Origin of the sequence: Rhabdothermincola sediminis (assembly GCF_014805525.1) — a bacterium.
Taxonomy (GTDB): Bacteria; Actinomycetota; Acidimicrobiia; order Acidimicrobiales; family Acidimicrobilacustridaceae; genus Rhabdothermincola; species Rhabdothermincola sediminis.
The window spans coordinates 41107-56264 of the sequence record NZ_JACFSZ010000005.1; the positions used below are offsets into that span (position 1 = coordinate 41107).

11 protein-coding genes are annotated in these 15158 nt (G+C 70.2%); 5 read left to right on the forward strand and 6 right to left on the reverse strand.

The genetic code is table 11. From position 1 onward, the window contains the following. Positions 1-135 precede the first annotated feature (135 nt). From HZF19_RS05385 to HZF19_RS05395, 3 genes are all read right to left on the reverse strand, one after another. A complete protein-coding gene (locus HZF19_RS05385) occupies positions 136-936 on the reverse strand; it encodes a class I SAM-dependent methyltransferase (protein WP_208027732.1) in 801 nt (266 codons plus the stop codon). Continuing rightward, positions 933-1949, reverse strand: a complete 1017-nt coding sequence (locus HZF19_RS05390) for a phosphotransferase family protein (protein ID WP_208027733.1) — start codon at positions 1947-1949, stop codon at positions 933-935. The genes HZF19_RS05385 and HZF19_RS05390 overlap by 4 nt, the downstream gene beginning before the upstream one ends. Before the next feature lie 141 nt (positions 1950-2090). Continuing rightward, the gene (locus tag HZF19_RS05395) at positions 2091-2489 is read right to left on the reverse strand and encodes an HU family DNA-binding protein (protein WP_208027734.1); all 399 of its coding nucleotides are present in this window, start codon (positions 2487-2489) and stop codon (positions 2091-2093) included. Positions 2490-2722: 233 nt separating this feature from the next. Here HZF19_RS05395 and HZF19_RS05400 point away from each other — a divergent pair, with 233 nt between their 5' ends. From HZF19_RS05400 to wecB, 5 genes are all read left to right on the forward strand, one after another. Then, positions 2723-3820 carry an Rv3169 family protein gene (locus tag HZF19_RS05400; protein ID WP_208027735.1) on the forward strand — a complete coding sequence of 366 codons (1098 nt, stop codon included), beginning with the start codon at positions 2723-2725 and terminating at the stop codon, positions 3818-3820. A 222-nt stretch (positions 3821-4042) separates the two neighbouring features. Next, positions 4043-5650: a hypothetical protein gene (locus HZF19_RS05405; protein ID WP_208027736.1), complete on the forward strand. Its 1608-nt coding sequence runs from the start codon at positions 4043-4045 to the stop codon at positions 5648-5650. A 33-nt stretch (positions 5651-5683) separates the two neighbouring features. Next, positions 5684-6151 (forward strand): nuclear transport factor 2 family protein, encoded by a 468-nt coding sequence (locus HZF19_RS05410; RefSeq protein ID WP_208027737.1) that lies wholly within the window; start codon positions 5684-5686, stop codon positions 6149-6151. Continuing rightward, positions 6144-8156 (forward strand): DUF6351 family protein, encoded by a 2013-nt coding sequence (locus HZF19_RS05415; protein WP_208027738.1) that lies wholly within the window; start codon positions 6144-6146, stop codon positions 8154-8156. The genes HZF19_RS05410 and HZF19_RS05415 overlap by 8 nt, the downstream gene beginning before the upstream one ends. A gap of 1 nt (position 8157) precedes the next feature. After that, the gene (gene wecB / locus HZF19_RS05420) at positions 8158-9237 is read left to right on the forward strand and encodes a non-hydrolyzing UDP-N-acetylglucosamine 2-epimerase (RefSeq protein WP_208027739.1); all 1080 of its coding nucleotides are present in this window, start codon (positions 8158-8160) and stop codon (positions 9235-9237) included. A gap of 24 nt (positions 9238-9261) precedes the next feature. Here the strand turns inward: wecB and HZF19_RS05425 are convergent, their stop codons facing one another. The 3 genes from HZF19_RS05425 to HZF19_RS05435 all read right to left on the reverse strand — a co-directional run bounded on the left by HZF19_RS05425 (position 9262) and on the right by HZF19_RS05435 (position 15064). Continuing rightward, positions 9262-9786, reverse strand: a complete 525-nt coding sequence (locus HZF19_RS05425; RefSeq protein WP_208027740.1) for a class I SAM-dependent methyltransferase — start codon at positions 9784-9786, stop codon at positions 9262-9264. Beyond that, positions 9762-12578, reverse strand: a complete 2817-nt coding sequence (locus HZF19_RS17070) for an acyltransferase family protein (protein WP_208027741.1) — start codon at positions 12576-12578, stop codon at positions 9762-9764. The genes HZF19_RS05425 and HZF19_RS17070 overlap by 25 nt, the downstream gene beginning before the upstream one ends. 140 nt (positions 12579-12718) lie before the next feature. Then, positions 12719-15064 carry a DUF4012 domain-containing protein gene (locus HZF19_RS05435; protein WP_208027742.1) on the reverse strand — a complete coding sequence of 782 codons (2346 nt, stop codon included), beginning with the start codon at positions 15062-15064 and terminating at the stop codon, positions 12719-12721. Positions 15065-15158 lie beyond the last annotated feature (94 nt).

The following is a 15158-nucleotide window of genomic DNA, read 5'->3' on the forward strand; positions in this document are numbered from 1 at the left end:
CGCGGGATCGTCACGGACACTAGGTGATGGTGGGGTGTTCTGTGGCCCCCGCATCGGGGTGGATCTCGCCTCGAGGCGAGAGGGTCGGGTGCCGTCGGGCTCCGGCCTTCGACGCGCCCCGGTGTCTCCCCGCACTCATCCCGGCGCTCGGGCGACCAGGAACACCACGAGGGGGCGGTACGGGGACATGACCTCCCTCGCGGCGGCGGTGGCCTCAGCCACCAGACGATGCCTGGAGGAGCGTGGCAGCCCGGCGACGAAGGGGGCGAGATGTGCCTGGCCGAGTCGGTAGGCGACCAATCGCTCGGGCTCTTCCAGACCGATGTCGACCTCGGTGTCCTCGACCCCGAGCACGTCGAGGCCGGCATCCCGAGCGGCCTGCTCCATGTGACCGGCAGAGCCGAGCAAGGGGGCTGCCGACTCCTTGAGGGCCACGTACCAGCGGGGAGGTTCCCATCCCGCCGCCACCGCGACGGCGTCGATGGCATCCCGTGCCTCGTGGTGTGATCGGGAGGAGAACACGTCGGCCAGCACGGCACCGCCCGGCCGTACGGCTCGCCGCAGCTCGACGAGGCCGGCCTGCGGGTCGTCGAGGTGGTTGAGCACGAAGGCCGCGAACACCGCGTCGAGGGCCCGTGACCGGATGGGCAGCGCTCGCACGTCGGCAACCGTGGCAGGCGGCCGCCGGCTCGGCGCGATGCGGAGCATGTCTTCGCTGAAGTCGGTCGCGATCACCCTCGCTCCTGAGGAGAGGAGCACGTCGGTGCACGCGCCGGTGCCGGTGCCCACATCGGCGACCAGGCGGTCGACGAGCGGGTCGGGGCATCGGGTCACGAGGGCCTCGGCGAGTGGGCGATAGACCAGCGAGGCGCCTTCCGACCATGCCCGGGCCGCGACGCTCCCGTAGTGATCGGGGCGGAGGCCCAAACCGGTCACCGTAGCCACCGGGTACCCCGGCGGGCGGCCGCCTCCCACCAGCGCAGCTCGGCTTCCTCCCCGACGGCCTTCTCCCACGCGAATGTCGCCATGATGGCCAGGAGGCTCAGGTCGAGCTGTGCGTCGAACCATCCCGCCGTCACGATGCCCTGCCGCTCGAGTGCGTCCCGGAAGACGCTGATCGCTTCGTCCTTGGTCTGAGGAAGACGCGCTCGGTTGAGCGCCAGGTACCAGGCAAGGTCGTAGCAGGCCGGGCCCGAGCCCGGATAGGCCCAATCGAGCAGGATCGTCCGACCGTCGGGATGGGAACCGAGGTTGCCCATCTTCCAGTCCCCGTGCAGGAAGGTCGAGGGCGTCTGCCGCAAGGCCGCGGCGAGCGGCCCGGGATCGTCGTGGATCGCTCGCACCAGCTCGTGGAGCTGCGGCGCCCGCCGACGGAGCTGCTCCCAGCCCTGTGCAGCGACCCGGAGCGGGACCGGGACCTGCGGCCGTGTCAGCTCAGGGGCGATGTTGTCCGGTGCGAAGAAGCGGAAGCGGTGCTCCAGCGGCGTCAGCCCGATGTGGTCCTGCCAGCCCCAGAAGGTCGCCGAGAACTCGGCGAGGTGATGCAGGAACCCGAGGTGCTGGGTGAGCGCCACTGGACCGTCGCCCTCCGGCACGAGCCATCGACCGACGTCGTGCATGAGGATCGTGAGCTCGCACGCCTCGCCTTCGCCGTCGATCGCCATGCCCACCACGGTGTGGTCGATGCTCGCAGGGGCCGCGGCCATGATCCCGTGTCGCCAGATGAGCAGTGGACGGTGGTCGCGATCACCGGTGACCCGCATGATCCAGTCGCGCTCGTGGGAGAGCGACTTCACGAAGTAGGGCCGGCCATCGATCACCACCCGCTCGAAGCGCGACCCGGACTTGCCGTCGCTCGGATCGAGAGGAGTGCGTCGTGTCGCGCCGGTGAGGAGCTCCTCGGCGGACGACGCCACCCACGGCGTGCTCTGCGTACCCATGCGCCGCATGCCCCCTTCATTCGCCGCCGGGATGCCGCCGTGATCGTCGTCCTCGCCGGCTGCAAGCGGTTTGCAGCCGGCGAGGACGACGGATGACCGTGCGGGGCGGCCGTTTCGAGCGCTCTGAGAGACGGCCCCCTACCGGCCTGGTCAGCGGCGGCGAGCTGCGGTCTTCTTGGCGGGTGCCTTCTTGGCAGGTGCCTTCTTGGCAGGTGCCTTCTTGGCCGCCGCCCGCTTCGCTGGTGCCTTCTTGGCGGCCTTCTTCACCACCTTGCCGGTGTTGACGGCGTCCTTGAAGGCCTTCAGAGGCGTGATCCGCGCTTTGCGGGAGGCCTTGATGCGGATCGTCTCGCCGGTCGCGGGGTTGCGACCCATGCGGGCGGGGCGGTCGACCCGAGCGAACTTCGCGAAGCCCGGGATGGAGACCGGCTCGCCGGTCGCGACCGTCTCGGTGACCACATCGACGAAGGAAGCGAGGAACGCCTCTGCGGTCTTGCGGTCGGTGTCGTTGCGCTCGGCGAGTGCGAGCACGAGTTCCCTGCGATTCATTGGACCTCCGTCGTGCTGTGTTGCAGGCGGGCGCCAGCCTTGCACCCCGGCGGGCGGGGATGTGGGATCTTCCCGCCGTCCGCCCATTCTTTCCTGTCCGTCGCACACCGTCGAACACGAGGGTGCCGATCGCGGGGTTGTCGCCGTCCCGGTGCACTCCTTGCGACCCGGCTCCGGTTCCTGGTCGACTTGTCGCTGCACGCTGAGGACGCGCCATCGCCCGAGGAGACCCGATGCTCTCAGCCGCCGACGACTATCCGATCCACCAGATCGCCGAGCCGGTCCGCTACGCGGGCACCAGCGACCGCAACTTCTACGACCGCTACTACTTCAACCTCCACGCCTCGAGCGGAGAGCTGTTCATGGTGATGGGGATGGGGCAGTATCCCAACCTCGCGGTGCAGGACGCGTTCTGCCTGCTGCGACGGGGCACCGAGCACCGGGTCGTGCGGGCGTCGAGGGAGCTCGGCGATCGCATGGACACCACGGTCGGGCCCTTCCGGATCGAGGTGCTCGAACCGCTGCACCGGCTGCGCTTCGTGCTCGAACCGAACGAGTGGGGTCTCGCCGCCGATCTCATCTGGGAGGGCGCCATTCCGGCCTTCGAGGAGCCGCGCCATCACATCAGGCTCCACGGCCGCGTCCTGTTCGACACCATGCGCCTGGCACAGACGGGACGCTGGAGCGGCATCCTCCACGTCGACGGGGAGGACATCCCGGTGACCCCTGACCGGTGGAAGGGCACCAGGGATCGCTCATGGGGAGTGCGCCCGGTCGGTGAGCCCGAGCCAGCGGGCATCCGTGCTGACCAGCCGCTGTTCTTCAACCTCTGGAACTACGCGCCCATGCAGTTCGACGACCACTCGATCCTCTACATCGTGCAGGAGTGGGCCGACGGCCAGCGCGTCATGGACGAGGCGGTTCGGGTGTGGGCCGATCCTGCTCGGGAGCCGGAGTGGTTGGGTCGCCCGGAGCACGAGCTGTCGATCAGGCCCGGCACCCGGGAGGTCGACTCCGCGGTCATCTCCTTCCCTCAGGCACCAGGGGGAGCGTTCGATGTCCGCGTCACCCACTTGCTCGAGGCACACATCGGCATCGGGACCGGGTACGGCTTCGACGCCGACTGGCGCCACGGCATGTGGCAGGGGCCCCTCGTCGTGCAGGGGGTCTCGCTCGACGTGGAGGCTGATCGCGATCGCTTCTTCGGGATCGTGGACTGCGTGGCCCGCTTCGAGTCGTCGACCGGCGAGGTTGGGTACGGCCTGCACGAGTACTTGTTCCTCGGTCCTCACGAGAAGTACGGCTTCACGAGCTTCATGGACGTGCCCTGAGACTGCTCCGCCCTCTCCGGCCGCTGAGGCGCGCCCCGGTGCTTGATGCCTCATGATGGTTGCGTCATGAAGGTTGGCGGGGTTATAAAACGTCGTTCAACCAGCGGCTCCGGCGACGTCCAGGGCCGGCTGGCAGCGCACCGTGGGGCCCGTGGACAGTGCGCGGTAGTCATCGGGGAAACGAGGTGGCACGCGCCTCGACGGAGGAGACGGGATCACGACATGGCGAAGGTGCCGTCCGCGACCACGGCCGGAGGGTCCGACGAACCGGCGATGGTCCTCGAGCAGATGGCAGTCGAGGTGCTGACCACCGGCGCTCCCCGGTCGCTCGCACCACAGCTCGACGAGCTGCTGGGTCTGGAACTCGAGGAGCGACCCTTCGCCGGCCTGCTCGTCGCTGCCGCCTACCACGACGTCTACCGGGGTCACCCCCGGGTCGTCGAGCTCGTGGAGGCAGCCTGGGAGCAGTTGCTCCGCCAGCAAGACGAGCAGGGCCTCGGAGTGGCTGCCAACGTGCGAGCCAACATCGCCTTCGCTCGCGGTGACCTGGACGAGGCACTGGCCTGGTGGAGGCGGTGCCTGGATCTGCTCGATGGCGGCGTGCCGCTGGGCGCGACCGCGCTCGCACACCTCTCCGTGGAGGCGTACCGCAGGGGTGACCTCCATGGCGCCATCGCCCGGGCTGAGGAAGCCAGGTCGAAGCTGATGGCTGCGGGCGACCGGCCGGCGCAGCTCGTCCCGCTCGTCTATCTCGTGCTGTACGACCTCAACCTCGGCGATTTCGCCCGAGCCGAGATAGAGCTCGATCGAGCCGACGGCATCTGGAAGGAGATCGCGAGCGTAGGAGTACGCAACGACGGTCCGCTGCTGAGTGCGCTGCGAGGAGTCCTCGAGGCGCTCCGAGGTCACCGGGGGGAGTCGGACGCCGCGTTCGCGCAGGCGCTGGCAAGGGCTGACGAGCTGTCGGCCCCCTGGTACGCGGTGATGGCCCGGTGCATGCGTGGCGAGTTCACCGCTGCATGGGAGCCCGAGCGCTCGCTCGCTGACGGTCACCGGGCCCGTGAGGAGGCCCTGGCGATCGGTGACCGCTGGTGGACCAGCCTCAGCGTGCTGGCCGAGGCATCCGCCTTGCGTGAGCTCGCACGCTTCGAAGAGGCGATCGAGCGGTACGGCCACGCGGCCGAGGACCTCTCGAACCCCCTCGAACGGGCGCGAGCCCTGGTCGGGATGGGGGAGACCCATCTGCGATCGGGCGACCGTCCTGCGGCACGGGCGGCGTTCGAGGAGGCGTTGGGCCTCGTCGAACCCGCGGACGCCCGCTACTGGGTCGCGAGGGTGTGCGCGGGTCTGGCCGCAGCGGAGCGAGACCGGGGACAACGGTGGATCGCCCGGGCCCGGGCATGCAGCGACGCTGACCCCGCCTACGACTTCCTCCGCCCGAGCGACACGCTGCGCATCGAGCTCACCGGCCGGCCCTCGGTGCACCTCGGCGGTCAGCGGGTGGTCTTCCTGACCAGGCACGCCGAGGTCTCGGTCCAAGCGCTCGCCCTTGCGGGGGAGCGGGGGGTGGAGGCGAGGGTGCTGGCCGAGGCGCTCTGGCCCGCAGCCGCACCCACGCGGCGCAACCACCGACTTCGTACGCTGCTCTGGCAGGTCCGCAACGGACTGGGCTCGCAGGCCTGGCGAGTGGCGCGGCGAGGCGAACGCCTCGTACTCGACCTGTCAGGGGTGGAGATCGTGGGTGACGCCACGACGCTCGATGACCGCGCGACGGGGACCGGCCTCCTCCTGCGCGACGTGCTCGCCGAGCTGGACCTCACGGGCAGGTAGCGGCCTCTGCATGCCTGCGCAAGACTCCTCGACATGGGTCGATGGAGCCGGGACGAGATCGAGCAGGCGTTCGAGGAGTACCAGCGGGCAGCACTCGTCGCCGGCACCACAGGTGACTGGAACGGTTGGGCGGACCTGTTCACCGAGGACGCCACCTACGTCGAGCACCACTACGGCACGATGGGTGGGAGGGAGGCGATCCGGCGATGGATCACCGAGACCATGTCGTCGTTCCCCGGCCGGGAGATGCCTCACTTCCCGGTCGAGTGGTACGTGATCGACGAGGAGCGGGGTTGGGTGGTGTGCCAGGTGTGGAACCGCATGGCCGACCCGGGTGACGGATCCCTGCACCAGGCGTACAACTTCACGCTGCTGAAGTACGCGGGGCACGGCAAGTGGTCCTACGAGGAAGACGTCTACAACCCGGCGCACTTCGCGACCATGGTCCAGGGCTGGATGGAGGCCAGGGAGCGGCTCGATCGGCAGACGACCGATGGGTGACCGCCGCCGAGACCGCCGCTGGCCGGCGGTCGTGGTGTCCGCGCTGGCCCTCGCCGGTTGCACGAGCGGGTCAGGTGGCGCGGGATCGGTGGGCGCCGATGTCGCCGACTCGAGCCCGCTGCGGATCGAGGCCCTCTCGACCCGACCTGAGTACGTGACCGGCGGTGACGTCCTGGTCGCCGTCCGGGCAGGCGATGAGGATCTCGGCGGCGTCGCCGTCGAGGTGGACGGCCGTGACGTGACCGCCGCCTTCGCCTTCGACGGTGACCAGCTCGTCGGGCTGGTCGCCGGCCTACCCGAAGGCGACAGCACGATCCGTGCCACTCGCGGGCGTGATCGCGCCGAACTGGTGGTGACCAGCCATTCCACCACTGGGCCGTTGTTCTCGGGGCCGTTGCTCGAACCCTTCGTATGCACGACCGTGCAGAACGGGCTCGGGCCACCCACCGACGCCGCCTGCTCGGCGCCGGCTCAGGTGACCCAGGAGGAGGTCGGTGGGGTGGCCACCACTGTCGAGCGGGGCGTCCTCGGGCGCTCCGCTTACACGATCGCGGTTCCCCGTGAGGGCTGGAACCGCAGGCTGGTCTACCGCTTCGGCGGGGGTTGCGGGAGCACCTACAGCCAGGGTCGCTCGCTGGTCGAGGCGACAGATCCGAGCCTGCTGTCCAGGGGCTATGCGGTGGTGACGTCGAGCCTCAACACCTTCCAGAACCTCTGCAACTCGGTGGTGTCCGCGGAGGTGGCGCTGATGGTGAAAGAGCACTTCATCGAGCGTTACGGCTTGCCGCGGTTCACGATCGGCGAGGGAGGATCCGGTGGCGCGATCCAGCAACTCCAGATCGCGCAGAACTATCCCGGAATCCTCGATGCGCTCGCGCCCACCGTCCCGTTCCCGGATGCCGCGAGCATCGCGCCGGGGGTCACGGACTGCGGGTTGCTCGACCGCTACTACCGCACGGCCGAAGGTGCTCGCCTCAGCGAGACGCAGCGCGCCGCGATCAACGGTCACCGAACGACCGGAACCTGCGAGCTGTGGGTGAACACGTTCCTCCAGCTCCTCGACCCCACCCGTGGCTGCTCGGCCGAGCTGGATCCGAGCAAGATCTACGACCGCGACCGCAACCCCGGCGGGGTCCGCTGCACCTTCCAGGACAGCAACGTCAACATCTACGGCCGCGATCCCGTCACCGGCTTCGCCCGCCGCCCGCTCGACAACACCGGCGTCCAGTACGGCCTCGAGGCCCTGCGTGACGGAGCGATAACCGTCGATGAGTTCATCGACCTCAACGAGTACATCGGAGGCTACGACATCGATGGTCGGATCGTGCCTCAGCGCATGGCCGCGACCGAGGAAGACATGCGAGTCGCCTACGCGACCGGTCAGGTGTTGCACGGCCAGGGCCTGTGGGGCGTGCCGATCATCCTCACCGACGTCTACACCGACGACCAGGGCGACATCCACGACCGGCAGCGGCTCTTCGCCATCCGGGAGCGGCTCCGTGGTCCCGACGGTGCCTTGGACCCCAACCTGGTGCTCTGGACCGTGCCCGGCATGGGCGCGTTGGCCCAGACGCTGATCGGAGCCGTCAGTCAGGGTGCCGACGCGGTCGGTGTGTTGGATGAGTGGCTGACGAAGGCGGCGGGCGACACCTCCGGACGATCGTGGTCCGAGAAGCTGGCCGCCAACCGGCCGACCGGCGCGGTGGACAGCTGCGTGCTGCCAGATGGCGAGCGACTCAGCGGTCCTGGCGTCAACGACGAGGACAACGCGTGCACCCGTGCCTATCCGGTCAAGGGTGATCCACGGCGTGCTGCGGGTGCACCGCTGGTCAACGACATCGGGAAGTGCCGCCTCGTACCCATCGATCCCGGCTCCTACGGCGTCACGCTCAGCGAAGGCCAGCGCCGGAGGCTGGAGGTCATCTTCCCCGATGGGGTGTGCGACTGGAGTCACCCCGGCGTCGGTCAAGTGCCGATCGACGGCACGTGGTTGCGGTTCGGTTGACGTGAAGGTCCTGTGCGTCGCCGCGGCGCGCCCGAACTTCATGAAGGTCAAGCCGGTGCTCGACGCGCTCGAAGCTCGCGGCATCGGTGTGCACCTGGTCCACACGGGGCAGCACTATGACCCCTTGCTGAGCGACGTCTTCTTCGAGGAGCTGGGTCTGCGGGCGCCGGATCTGCACCTCGGCGTCGGCTCGGGTACCCATGCGCAGCAGACCGCGGGGGTGATGGTGGCCCTGGAGCCGGTGGTGGCGGAGCTGGCGCCGGAGATGATGGTCGTGGTCGGCGACGTGAACTCCACCATGGCCGCGGCGCTCGTCTCGGCCAAGGCGAGGGTGCGTCTGGCACACGTCGAAGCCGGCTTGCGCAGCGGCGATCGATCGATGCCCGAGGAGATCAACCGGATCGTCACCGACCGGTTGAGCGACGTGCTGTTCGCGCCCTCTCCCGATGCGGTCGACAACCTCCGCGCCGAGGGTCACCCGCCAGCGCAGATCCATCTGGTCGGCAACGTGATGATCGATACCCTGCTCGGGAATCTCGATCGCGCGCTCGACCGGCCGGTGCTCGACCGGCTTCGCCTGGACCGCGGGGGCTACGCGCTGGTCACGCTGCACCGCCCGGCGAACGTCGACGACCCGGACGTGCTGCGCGGGCTCCTCGCCGCGTTGGCGAGCGTGTCGAGGCAGCTGCCTGTCGTGTTCCCGGTCCATCCCCGGGCCCGTTCGGTGGTCGACGCGCTCGGGGTGGGCCCCGGCATCCGGGTCCTCGACCCGCTCGGCTACCTGGATTTCGTGGCCCTCGAGGCGGGTGCCGCAGTGGTCCTCACGGACTCGGGCGGGGTGCAGGAGGAGACGACGGTGCTCGGTGTGCCATGCCTCACCCTGCGAGACAGCACCGAGCGGCCGATCACGGTCGAGGAGGGCACCAACCGGGTCATCGGGCGTGGACCACAGGTGATCGTGGCCGAGGTGGACCGGGTGCTGCGCCACGGGGTGCCGGCACGATGCCCGGCGTTGTGGGACGGGCATGCCGCCGAGCGCATCGCGGAGGTCGTGCTCACCGAGCTCACCGGCGAGCGCTGAGGAGCCCTGGCGGGACTGGGGATGTCAGGGCTTGTCGGCGCGCAGGTAGAGATCGCCGCGATCGAGCGCCACTTCGAGGGACCAGCGGCTCGTCCGCCACGTGTCGAGCAGCGCCCGCAGTTGGGCCGGCGAGACGTTCTCGTACCACTCGCCCTCCCGCAGCGCCCAGCCGTCGATCGCGCTGTGAGGCGGGCGGGGGTCCGTCGCGCAGGTGACGATCAGCCTCCCGCCGGCGGCGAGCGCTTCCCACGCGTTCGACAGGATGTCGCGCCAGCGAGCTGCGTGCTCGAGCACCTCGGTGGTCACGACCACGTCGAAGCGTCCTGGAGCCCGCCAGTCCGCGGCGTCTGCCACCTCGTCGACCCCCGCGCCCGGGGCGAGGTCCACGCCGTGGTAGCTGTGGGCACCGGCGAAGAGGGGACGCACACTTCCATTGACGTCGAGGCTGCCGAGCTCGAGGACCCGTGCGCCCGCCGTCCCCGCCGCGTGGCGGGCGACGAAGTCGTAGGCCTGGACGTGCACGTTCAGCGTGCTCCGGCGGCTGGCCACACCAGGTCGATGAGGTGTGGCGCGAGCCAGTCGGCGATGGCACGCCCCCCGTCGGGAGTGAGGCCCACACCGTCCGCGCGCATCCGGGCGTCGAACTCGCCGCCGGGCCACGACCGTGCCTGCTCCGCGTAGTCGAGCACGGTCACGAAGTCGCGTTTGGCCGCCACCTCGCGTAGGAGGTCGTTGAGACGGTCGATCCGCTCCGGCTCCGAGGCCGGTCGCGCGCCCGGCGTGCCATCTGCCGCCCGGCCCGGATCGACGTGCGGGGTGAGGAGCCAGACGACACGGGCTCCGTTCACGTGCAGGCGATCCGACGCGGCGAGCAGCTCACCGAGCAGGTAGAGGTCGTAGGTGTCGTCGTTGATCGTCCGCCACACGCCGGGGTCGAGGCTGCGGTCGACCACGTCCCACAGTCCTGTGTGCGCGACGACGACGTCCGCAGGGGTGCCGGCGAGCACCAGGGGGAAGCGGTCTTCCCAGTTGGTGCAGTCGGCCGGTAGCGCCTCCTCGGCGTTGGTCACCGGATCGCGCCGGGTTCCTTGCCGGCCGATGCCGCAGGTCGGGGCACCCGAGTAGCGCACCGTGATGCCACCGTTGGCCTCCGCCCAGCCGCTCAGACCCCCCGCGATCTGCTCGGCGGTTCCGTCGCCGACCACGACCACCGAGACGGCGGCGGCCGGTGTGGGGGTCTGCGTGGTCTCGGGAGATGGTTGGGCCTCGCTCTCCTGGCGTGCTTCCCACCAGCCTCGCCAGGCGTCGATGATCGCGCCGGCGATGAACGAGTCAGCGGCCTCCCGGGAGGTGTCCATCGTGAGGTGGATCCCGTCCGGCCGGAGCCGGGCGTCCTCCTCCTCGCTCAGCGAGCCAAACCAGTCGGCCAGGTCGACCACCCTGACCTTGCCGGGCCGCCGGTCCGGCAACCGGTCGATGATCGCGTTCAACGCCTTCATACGCGCGGTCGCGTCCCATCCGGGCTTGTCATCGATGGTCGCCGCCCGCCCGGGCAGCGGGCTGGTGAGCCAGACCACCAACGCTCCCTGCCCTGAGAGGACGTCAACGGCATGCGCCATCTCGGAGAGCGCGAACTCGTCGAAGCGGGGATCACCCGGGGATCGCCAGCCGTCGGCACCGGGCACCTTGCGATCGGCGATGTCCCAGGGTCCGATCTGCACGACAGCGACGTCGGGCTTGCCCTGAGCGATCTTCTCGCCCCAGAGATGCTCCCAGTCGAGGCAGTTCGGCCTCGAGCGGTCGACGACGCCTTCGATGCGCCGCTCGTCGGTGCGGATCACACTGCAGCCGAGCCCCGCGTAGCCTTCGACGTTGCTGCCGGCCCCGGTCGCCTGGAGATAGGCGCCGACTCCCCACCCGGTCGTGATGGCGGTCGAGTCACCGAAGAAGGCCACGCTGGGCAGTGGTGGCGTCGTTGCTGCCGGGTGCCGCCCGTCGCGCGCCGCGGCGGTGTCGTAGTCGAACGGGACGGTCCCGAAGTCGAGGGTCGACTTGGGGGCCGTGAGGCTCACGGTGAGGACCACGACCACGATCATGGGCACCAAGTAGGGCACCAGCCGGACCGGCCGTACATCGAGCAGCCCCCGTCCTTCGCGGATCGGGGTCTCGAGATAGCGGAACGACAGCTCGGCCATCACCAGCGTGATGGCCACGCTCAACGCGAACCGGGGCCAGAGCCCGAGGGTCGTCTCCTGCCGGACCCAGAGGAAGACCGGCCAGTGGTAGAGGTACACGCCGTAGGAGATGCGACCGAGGTGCCGGATCGGCGCGATCGCGAGCAGCTTCGGGACGGGTCCCGCCGGGAGGATCGCAGCCAGGACCACCAACGCCGAGATCCCCGCGTAGAGGGTGAAGCCGCCCTCGTACAGCCAGCTGCTGGTCTGAGGTGTACGGACCCACAGCACGGCCATGGCGATGAGTGCCAGGATCCCGAAGCCGGCCGCCGCCGAGCGCACCGCGCCTGGCCGAGCCAGGCGGGCGGTGACCGGGGCGTGGAACAGCACCGCGGCGAGAAGGCCACCGACCAGCAGCTCGCTGGCCCGGGTGTCGGTCCCGAAGTAGATCCGGTCGACACTGAAGCCGCCGAAGCGGACCAGGCAGAACGACACCACGGCGAGTGCGCCGATGACCCCCGCCGTGAGCCCTCGGTAGTAGTGCCGGATCCTCATCAGCCAGTAACGGCGTCTGGGGTCCTCGGAGGTCTTGGCCATCGCTCCGAGCGTGTACAGCCCACCCAACAGCACGGGCAGGACCAGGTAGAACTGCTCCTCGATCGCGATGCTCCAGAAGTGCAGCACCGGGGAGGGCGCGGCGAACAGGTCGGCATAGGAGCTGTCCGCGAGGATGAATCGCCAGTTCGCGACGTACGCCAACGCCGACAACTCGTCGCCTGCGAGGTTGCGCCGCTGCGTAGCGTCTGCGGCGAAGACACCGAAGAGGATGACGAACGCGAGGCAGGCCAGCGCAGCTGGCATCAACCGGCGGAAGCGGCGGGCCCAGAAGGCCCGGAGGTCGAGCACGCCGCGGCCGCCGCGCTCCGCCAGCAGCAGCGAGGTGATCAGGAACCCCGAGAGGGTGAAGAACGTCGACACCCCGAGGAAGCCGCCGACCATCCAGCTGAAGCCTCCGTGGAAGGCCAGCACCGCGGCGACGGCCAACCCTCGGAGCCCGTCGAGCGCGGGGAAGTAGGGGAGCTGTGCTCGCCTCGGTGCCGCGCCGGTGGCGGGTTCACGCCCCGGTCGTGGTCGCTCTGGCGGGGCCTCGACCTCAGCGAGCGCCACGGCTATCCCGACTCATCGTGTGCAGATCCTCCGCAGCGGTGCAGTGCGAACTCGTGGTGTGGGGCAGCCCGTACGGGCAGCCCAGTCTGACACCTGGGACGAGCACCCCGCCTTCACCGGGGGCTCTGCGCCTCACCCGGTCAACGCCGGCGGAAGCCGGCCCGCAACCAGTGATCCGCCGACCAGGTCAGCTCGCCCGAGGCGGAGCCATCGCGGATCTCCAGGCCTTCCCCCTCCCGGACCCCGAAGGCTCCGTCGGCAGAGCTGACCCGAACGCGCAGGAGATCGGGGTGGGCGAGCGGCTGGCTGAGCGCCGCGAGATGGTAGGTCGTCCCGCCGGGCAGCTGGCCCTCGAGCTGGAACCGGAGGGTCGTCCGGCTCTGCGGGGGCACCGAGACCAATGCCGACCAGACCGTTCCCCCCAGCTCCCTCTGCGGTTCGAGGGCCAGCGGCCGGCCATCGATGGTGGCCCCGACCACCAGGGACGGGGTGTAGAGGGACAGGTAGGTGGTGTTGGTTCCGGGTGGTTCACCTCGATGGTTGCCGATGACGTATGGGGGCAGGCCCGAGCCCGGTGAGTCGTTGACCAGCTCCACCGTCAGCGTCGCCGAGAGCTGGCCCGTGCCGGGATCGAATCTCACGTCGTAGTCGATGATCCGGTGCAGGTACGCGTCGATCTTGTTGGCGTTGGCGTTCGCGACCCGTACCGACAGGTAGTCGCTCTGGTCGGGGGGGCTGAAACGCCCGGCGGCACCCAGGTGCTCGAGGAACGCCTGCTCGGCATCGTCGAAGGTCCACACCAGCAGCCGCTTCTGCTCGACCATCGGGCCGAGCACGTCGCCGAGTCGGCGGGGTCCGGGGAGATCGGCTTCGAGGAGGGCGTCGAAGGTCGCTCGGGCCGCGGCGGCCAAGCGATCGCGGCGCGCGTCGAGATCGCCTTCGAAGCGCTGGTACTGGCCTTCGAGCAGGTAGCGGGCGGCGTTGGTCGGATCGAGGGGGGTGTCGAGTCCCTCCACCGGAACCGGACCGGTGAGCTCGAGGAGCGCGGCGATCGCGAACGGGTCGGCCACGATCACCCCATCGATGGGCTCCCCTCCGGGTGTCTGGGGGAACACGGCGCGGGCGAGAGCGGCGTCGGTCGGCAGGTCGGGCGACACGGTGAGGTTCTGCACGAACCGTTGTGGCTGGTACCTGCCGTACCGGACGAGGGTCTCCTCGAAGCCCTCCAGATGGAACTCGTCGCCGGGCCCGGCGCTCAGCTCCGCCGACGCACCCGAGCGCTCGAGGGTCAACTCCCCATCGAGCGCGGTGAGCACGCCGTAGGAGCCCACGAAGCCCCCGAGGAACCGGGTCTCGGCCGGGCTGGTGAACAGGAGGAGATACCGCCGGCGCCCCTCCCCGCCGAGCAGGCGCGGCGCGACCCGCAGGCCCTCCGACGCCAGCTCGGCTTGCGGCAACGACCGGTCGAGGTCCGAGGCGAACTCGTCGAGCTCGGAGCCGATCGGCGGGACCAGCCACGGGGATCGCACCGACGCCACCCGCTCTCGGGCCGACCGCAGCGCCTCGGTCGAGTCCTCGACGGGCTGCTGCATGGCCCGCACGAGCTCCAGGTCGATGGTGCCCCGTTTGGCGCGTAGCTGGTGGTATGGGGCGCTGGTGGCCATCCGCGAGGCCGAGCGCGCCAGCTCGCCACCTGCTTCGGACATCCCGACCAGGGCGTCGACCTGCTGGGAGACGAGCGGGAGCGCTCGGGCGGGCTGGCTCCATGGCGAGGAGAGGGCGTCGTGCGCGGACGTGAACGCGGAGGCGGCGCGCTCGAAGCGGGCGGCGGCCTGCTCGTGATCACCGGCACGGATCATCTCCAGGCCTGTCCGTGCCGAGGACACCCCGCGCTGGAGCTCGTTGCGGGCGCTGATCGTGGCGATCGCCAGGCCGACGAGGAGCACGAACACCACCAGCGCGCTCCCGGCGAGGGCTCGGAGGATCCGCTGTTGCGCCGACAGCTGGCTGCGGTCGTAGCCCGACCACAGCGCTGGCGCGACGGCCGACGCCGTCACCAGTGCGGTCAGGCCGTGGAAGCCGAGGTCGGGGAGCCGGAGCAGGGCTTGGATCGTGAGCGCCCCGATGCATGCTCCGAGCACCCGGTTGCGGCGATCCTGGAAGACCCCGAGGAGTGCCAGGAGGAGCGCGGCCGAGCTGGGGATCAGGGCAGGGGAGCCGACCGCGGCGGCACTGGCGAGCCCGGCCATCCACAACCAGGACCACCGGCGTGATCGGGACGCAGCGGCGGTGACCACCGCTGCCAGGGCGGCCCGCCACAGCGCGTCGACCACCGCGAGCCCGGTGGCCTCGCCACCGGCGGCGACCGCGGCGAGCGCCGCAGCCGCGGTGACCGCACGTACGATCCGGCGGTCCAGGGACCGACGTCGGGATCGGACGATCGACGTCCGGTCGGTGGCGGTGGCCGTTGCCGTGGGCGGCGCCATGGGAACCAGGACGCTAGCAGTGGGGTCCCGCCGGCCGGGGACGCATGGTGGGGGTCGGCCCGGACGCGTCTGGTGGACGTGACCTGCCGGCTCG

Bases quoted from the DNA above. Each gene is read 5' to 3' on its own strand.
- HZF19_RS05435 (WP_208027742.1), bottom strand. From the start codon at position 15,064: ATGGCGCCGCCCACGGCAACGGCCACCGCCACCGACCGGACGTCGATC.
- HZF19_RS05395 (WP_208027734.1), bottom strand. From the start codon at position 2,489: ATGAATCGCAGGGAACTCGTGCTCGCACTCGCCGAGCGCAACGACACC.
- HZF19_RS05400 (WP_208027735.1), top strand. From the start codon at position 2,723: ATGCTCTCAGCCGCCGACGACTATCCGATCCACCAGATCGCCGAGCCG.
- HZF19_RS05410 (WP_208027737.1), top strand. From the start codon at position 5,684: ATGGGTCGATGGAGCCGGGACGAGATCGAGCAGGCGTTCGAGGAGTAC.
- HZF19_RS05390 (WP_208027733.1), bottom strand. From the start codon at position 1,949: ATGCGGCGCATGGGTACGCAGAGCACGCCGTGGGTGGCGTCGTCCGCC.
- HZF19_RS05405 (WP_208027736.1), top strand. From the start codon at position 4,043: ATGGCGAAGGTGCCGTCCGCGACCACGGCCGGAGGGTCCGACGAACCG.
- HZF19_RS05415 (WP_208027738.1), top strand. From the start codon at position 6,144: ATGGGTGACCGCCGCCGAGACCGCCGCTGGCCGGCGGTCGTGGTGTCC.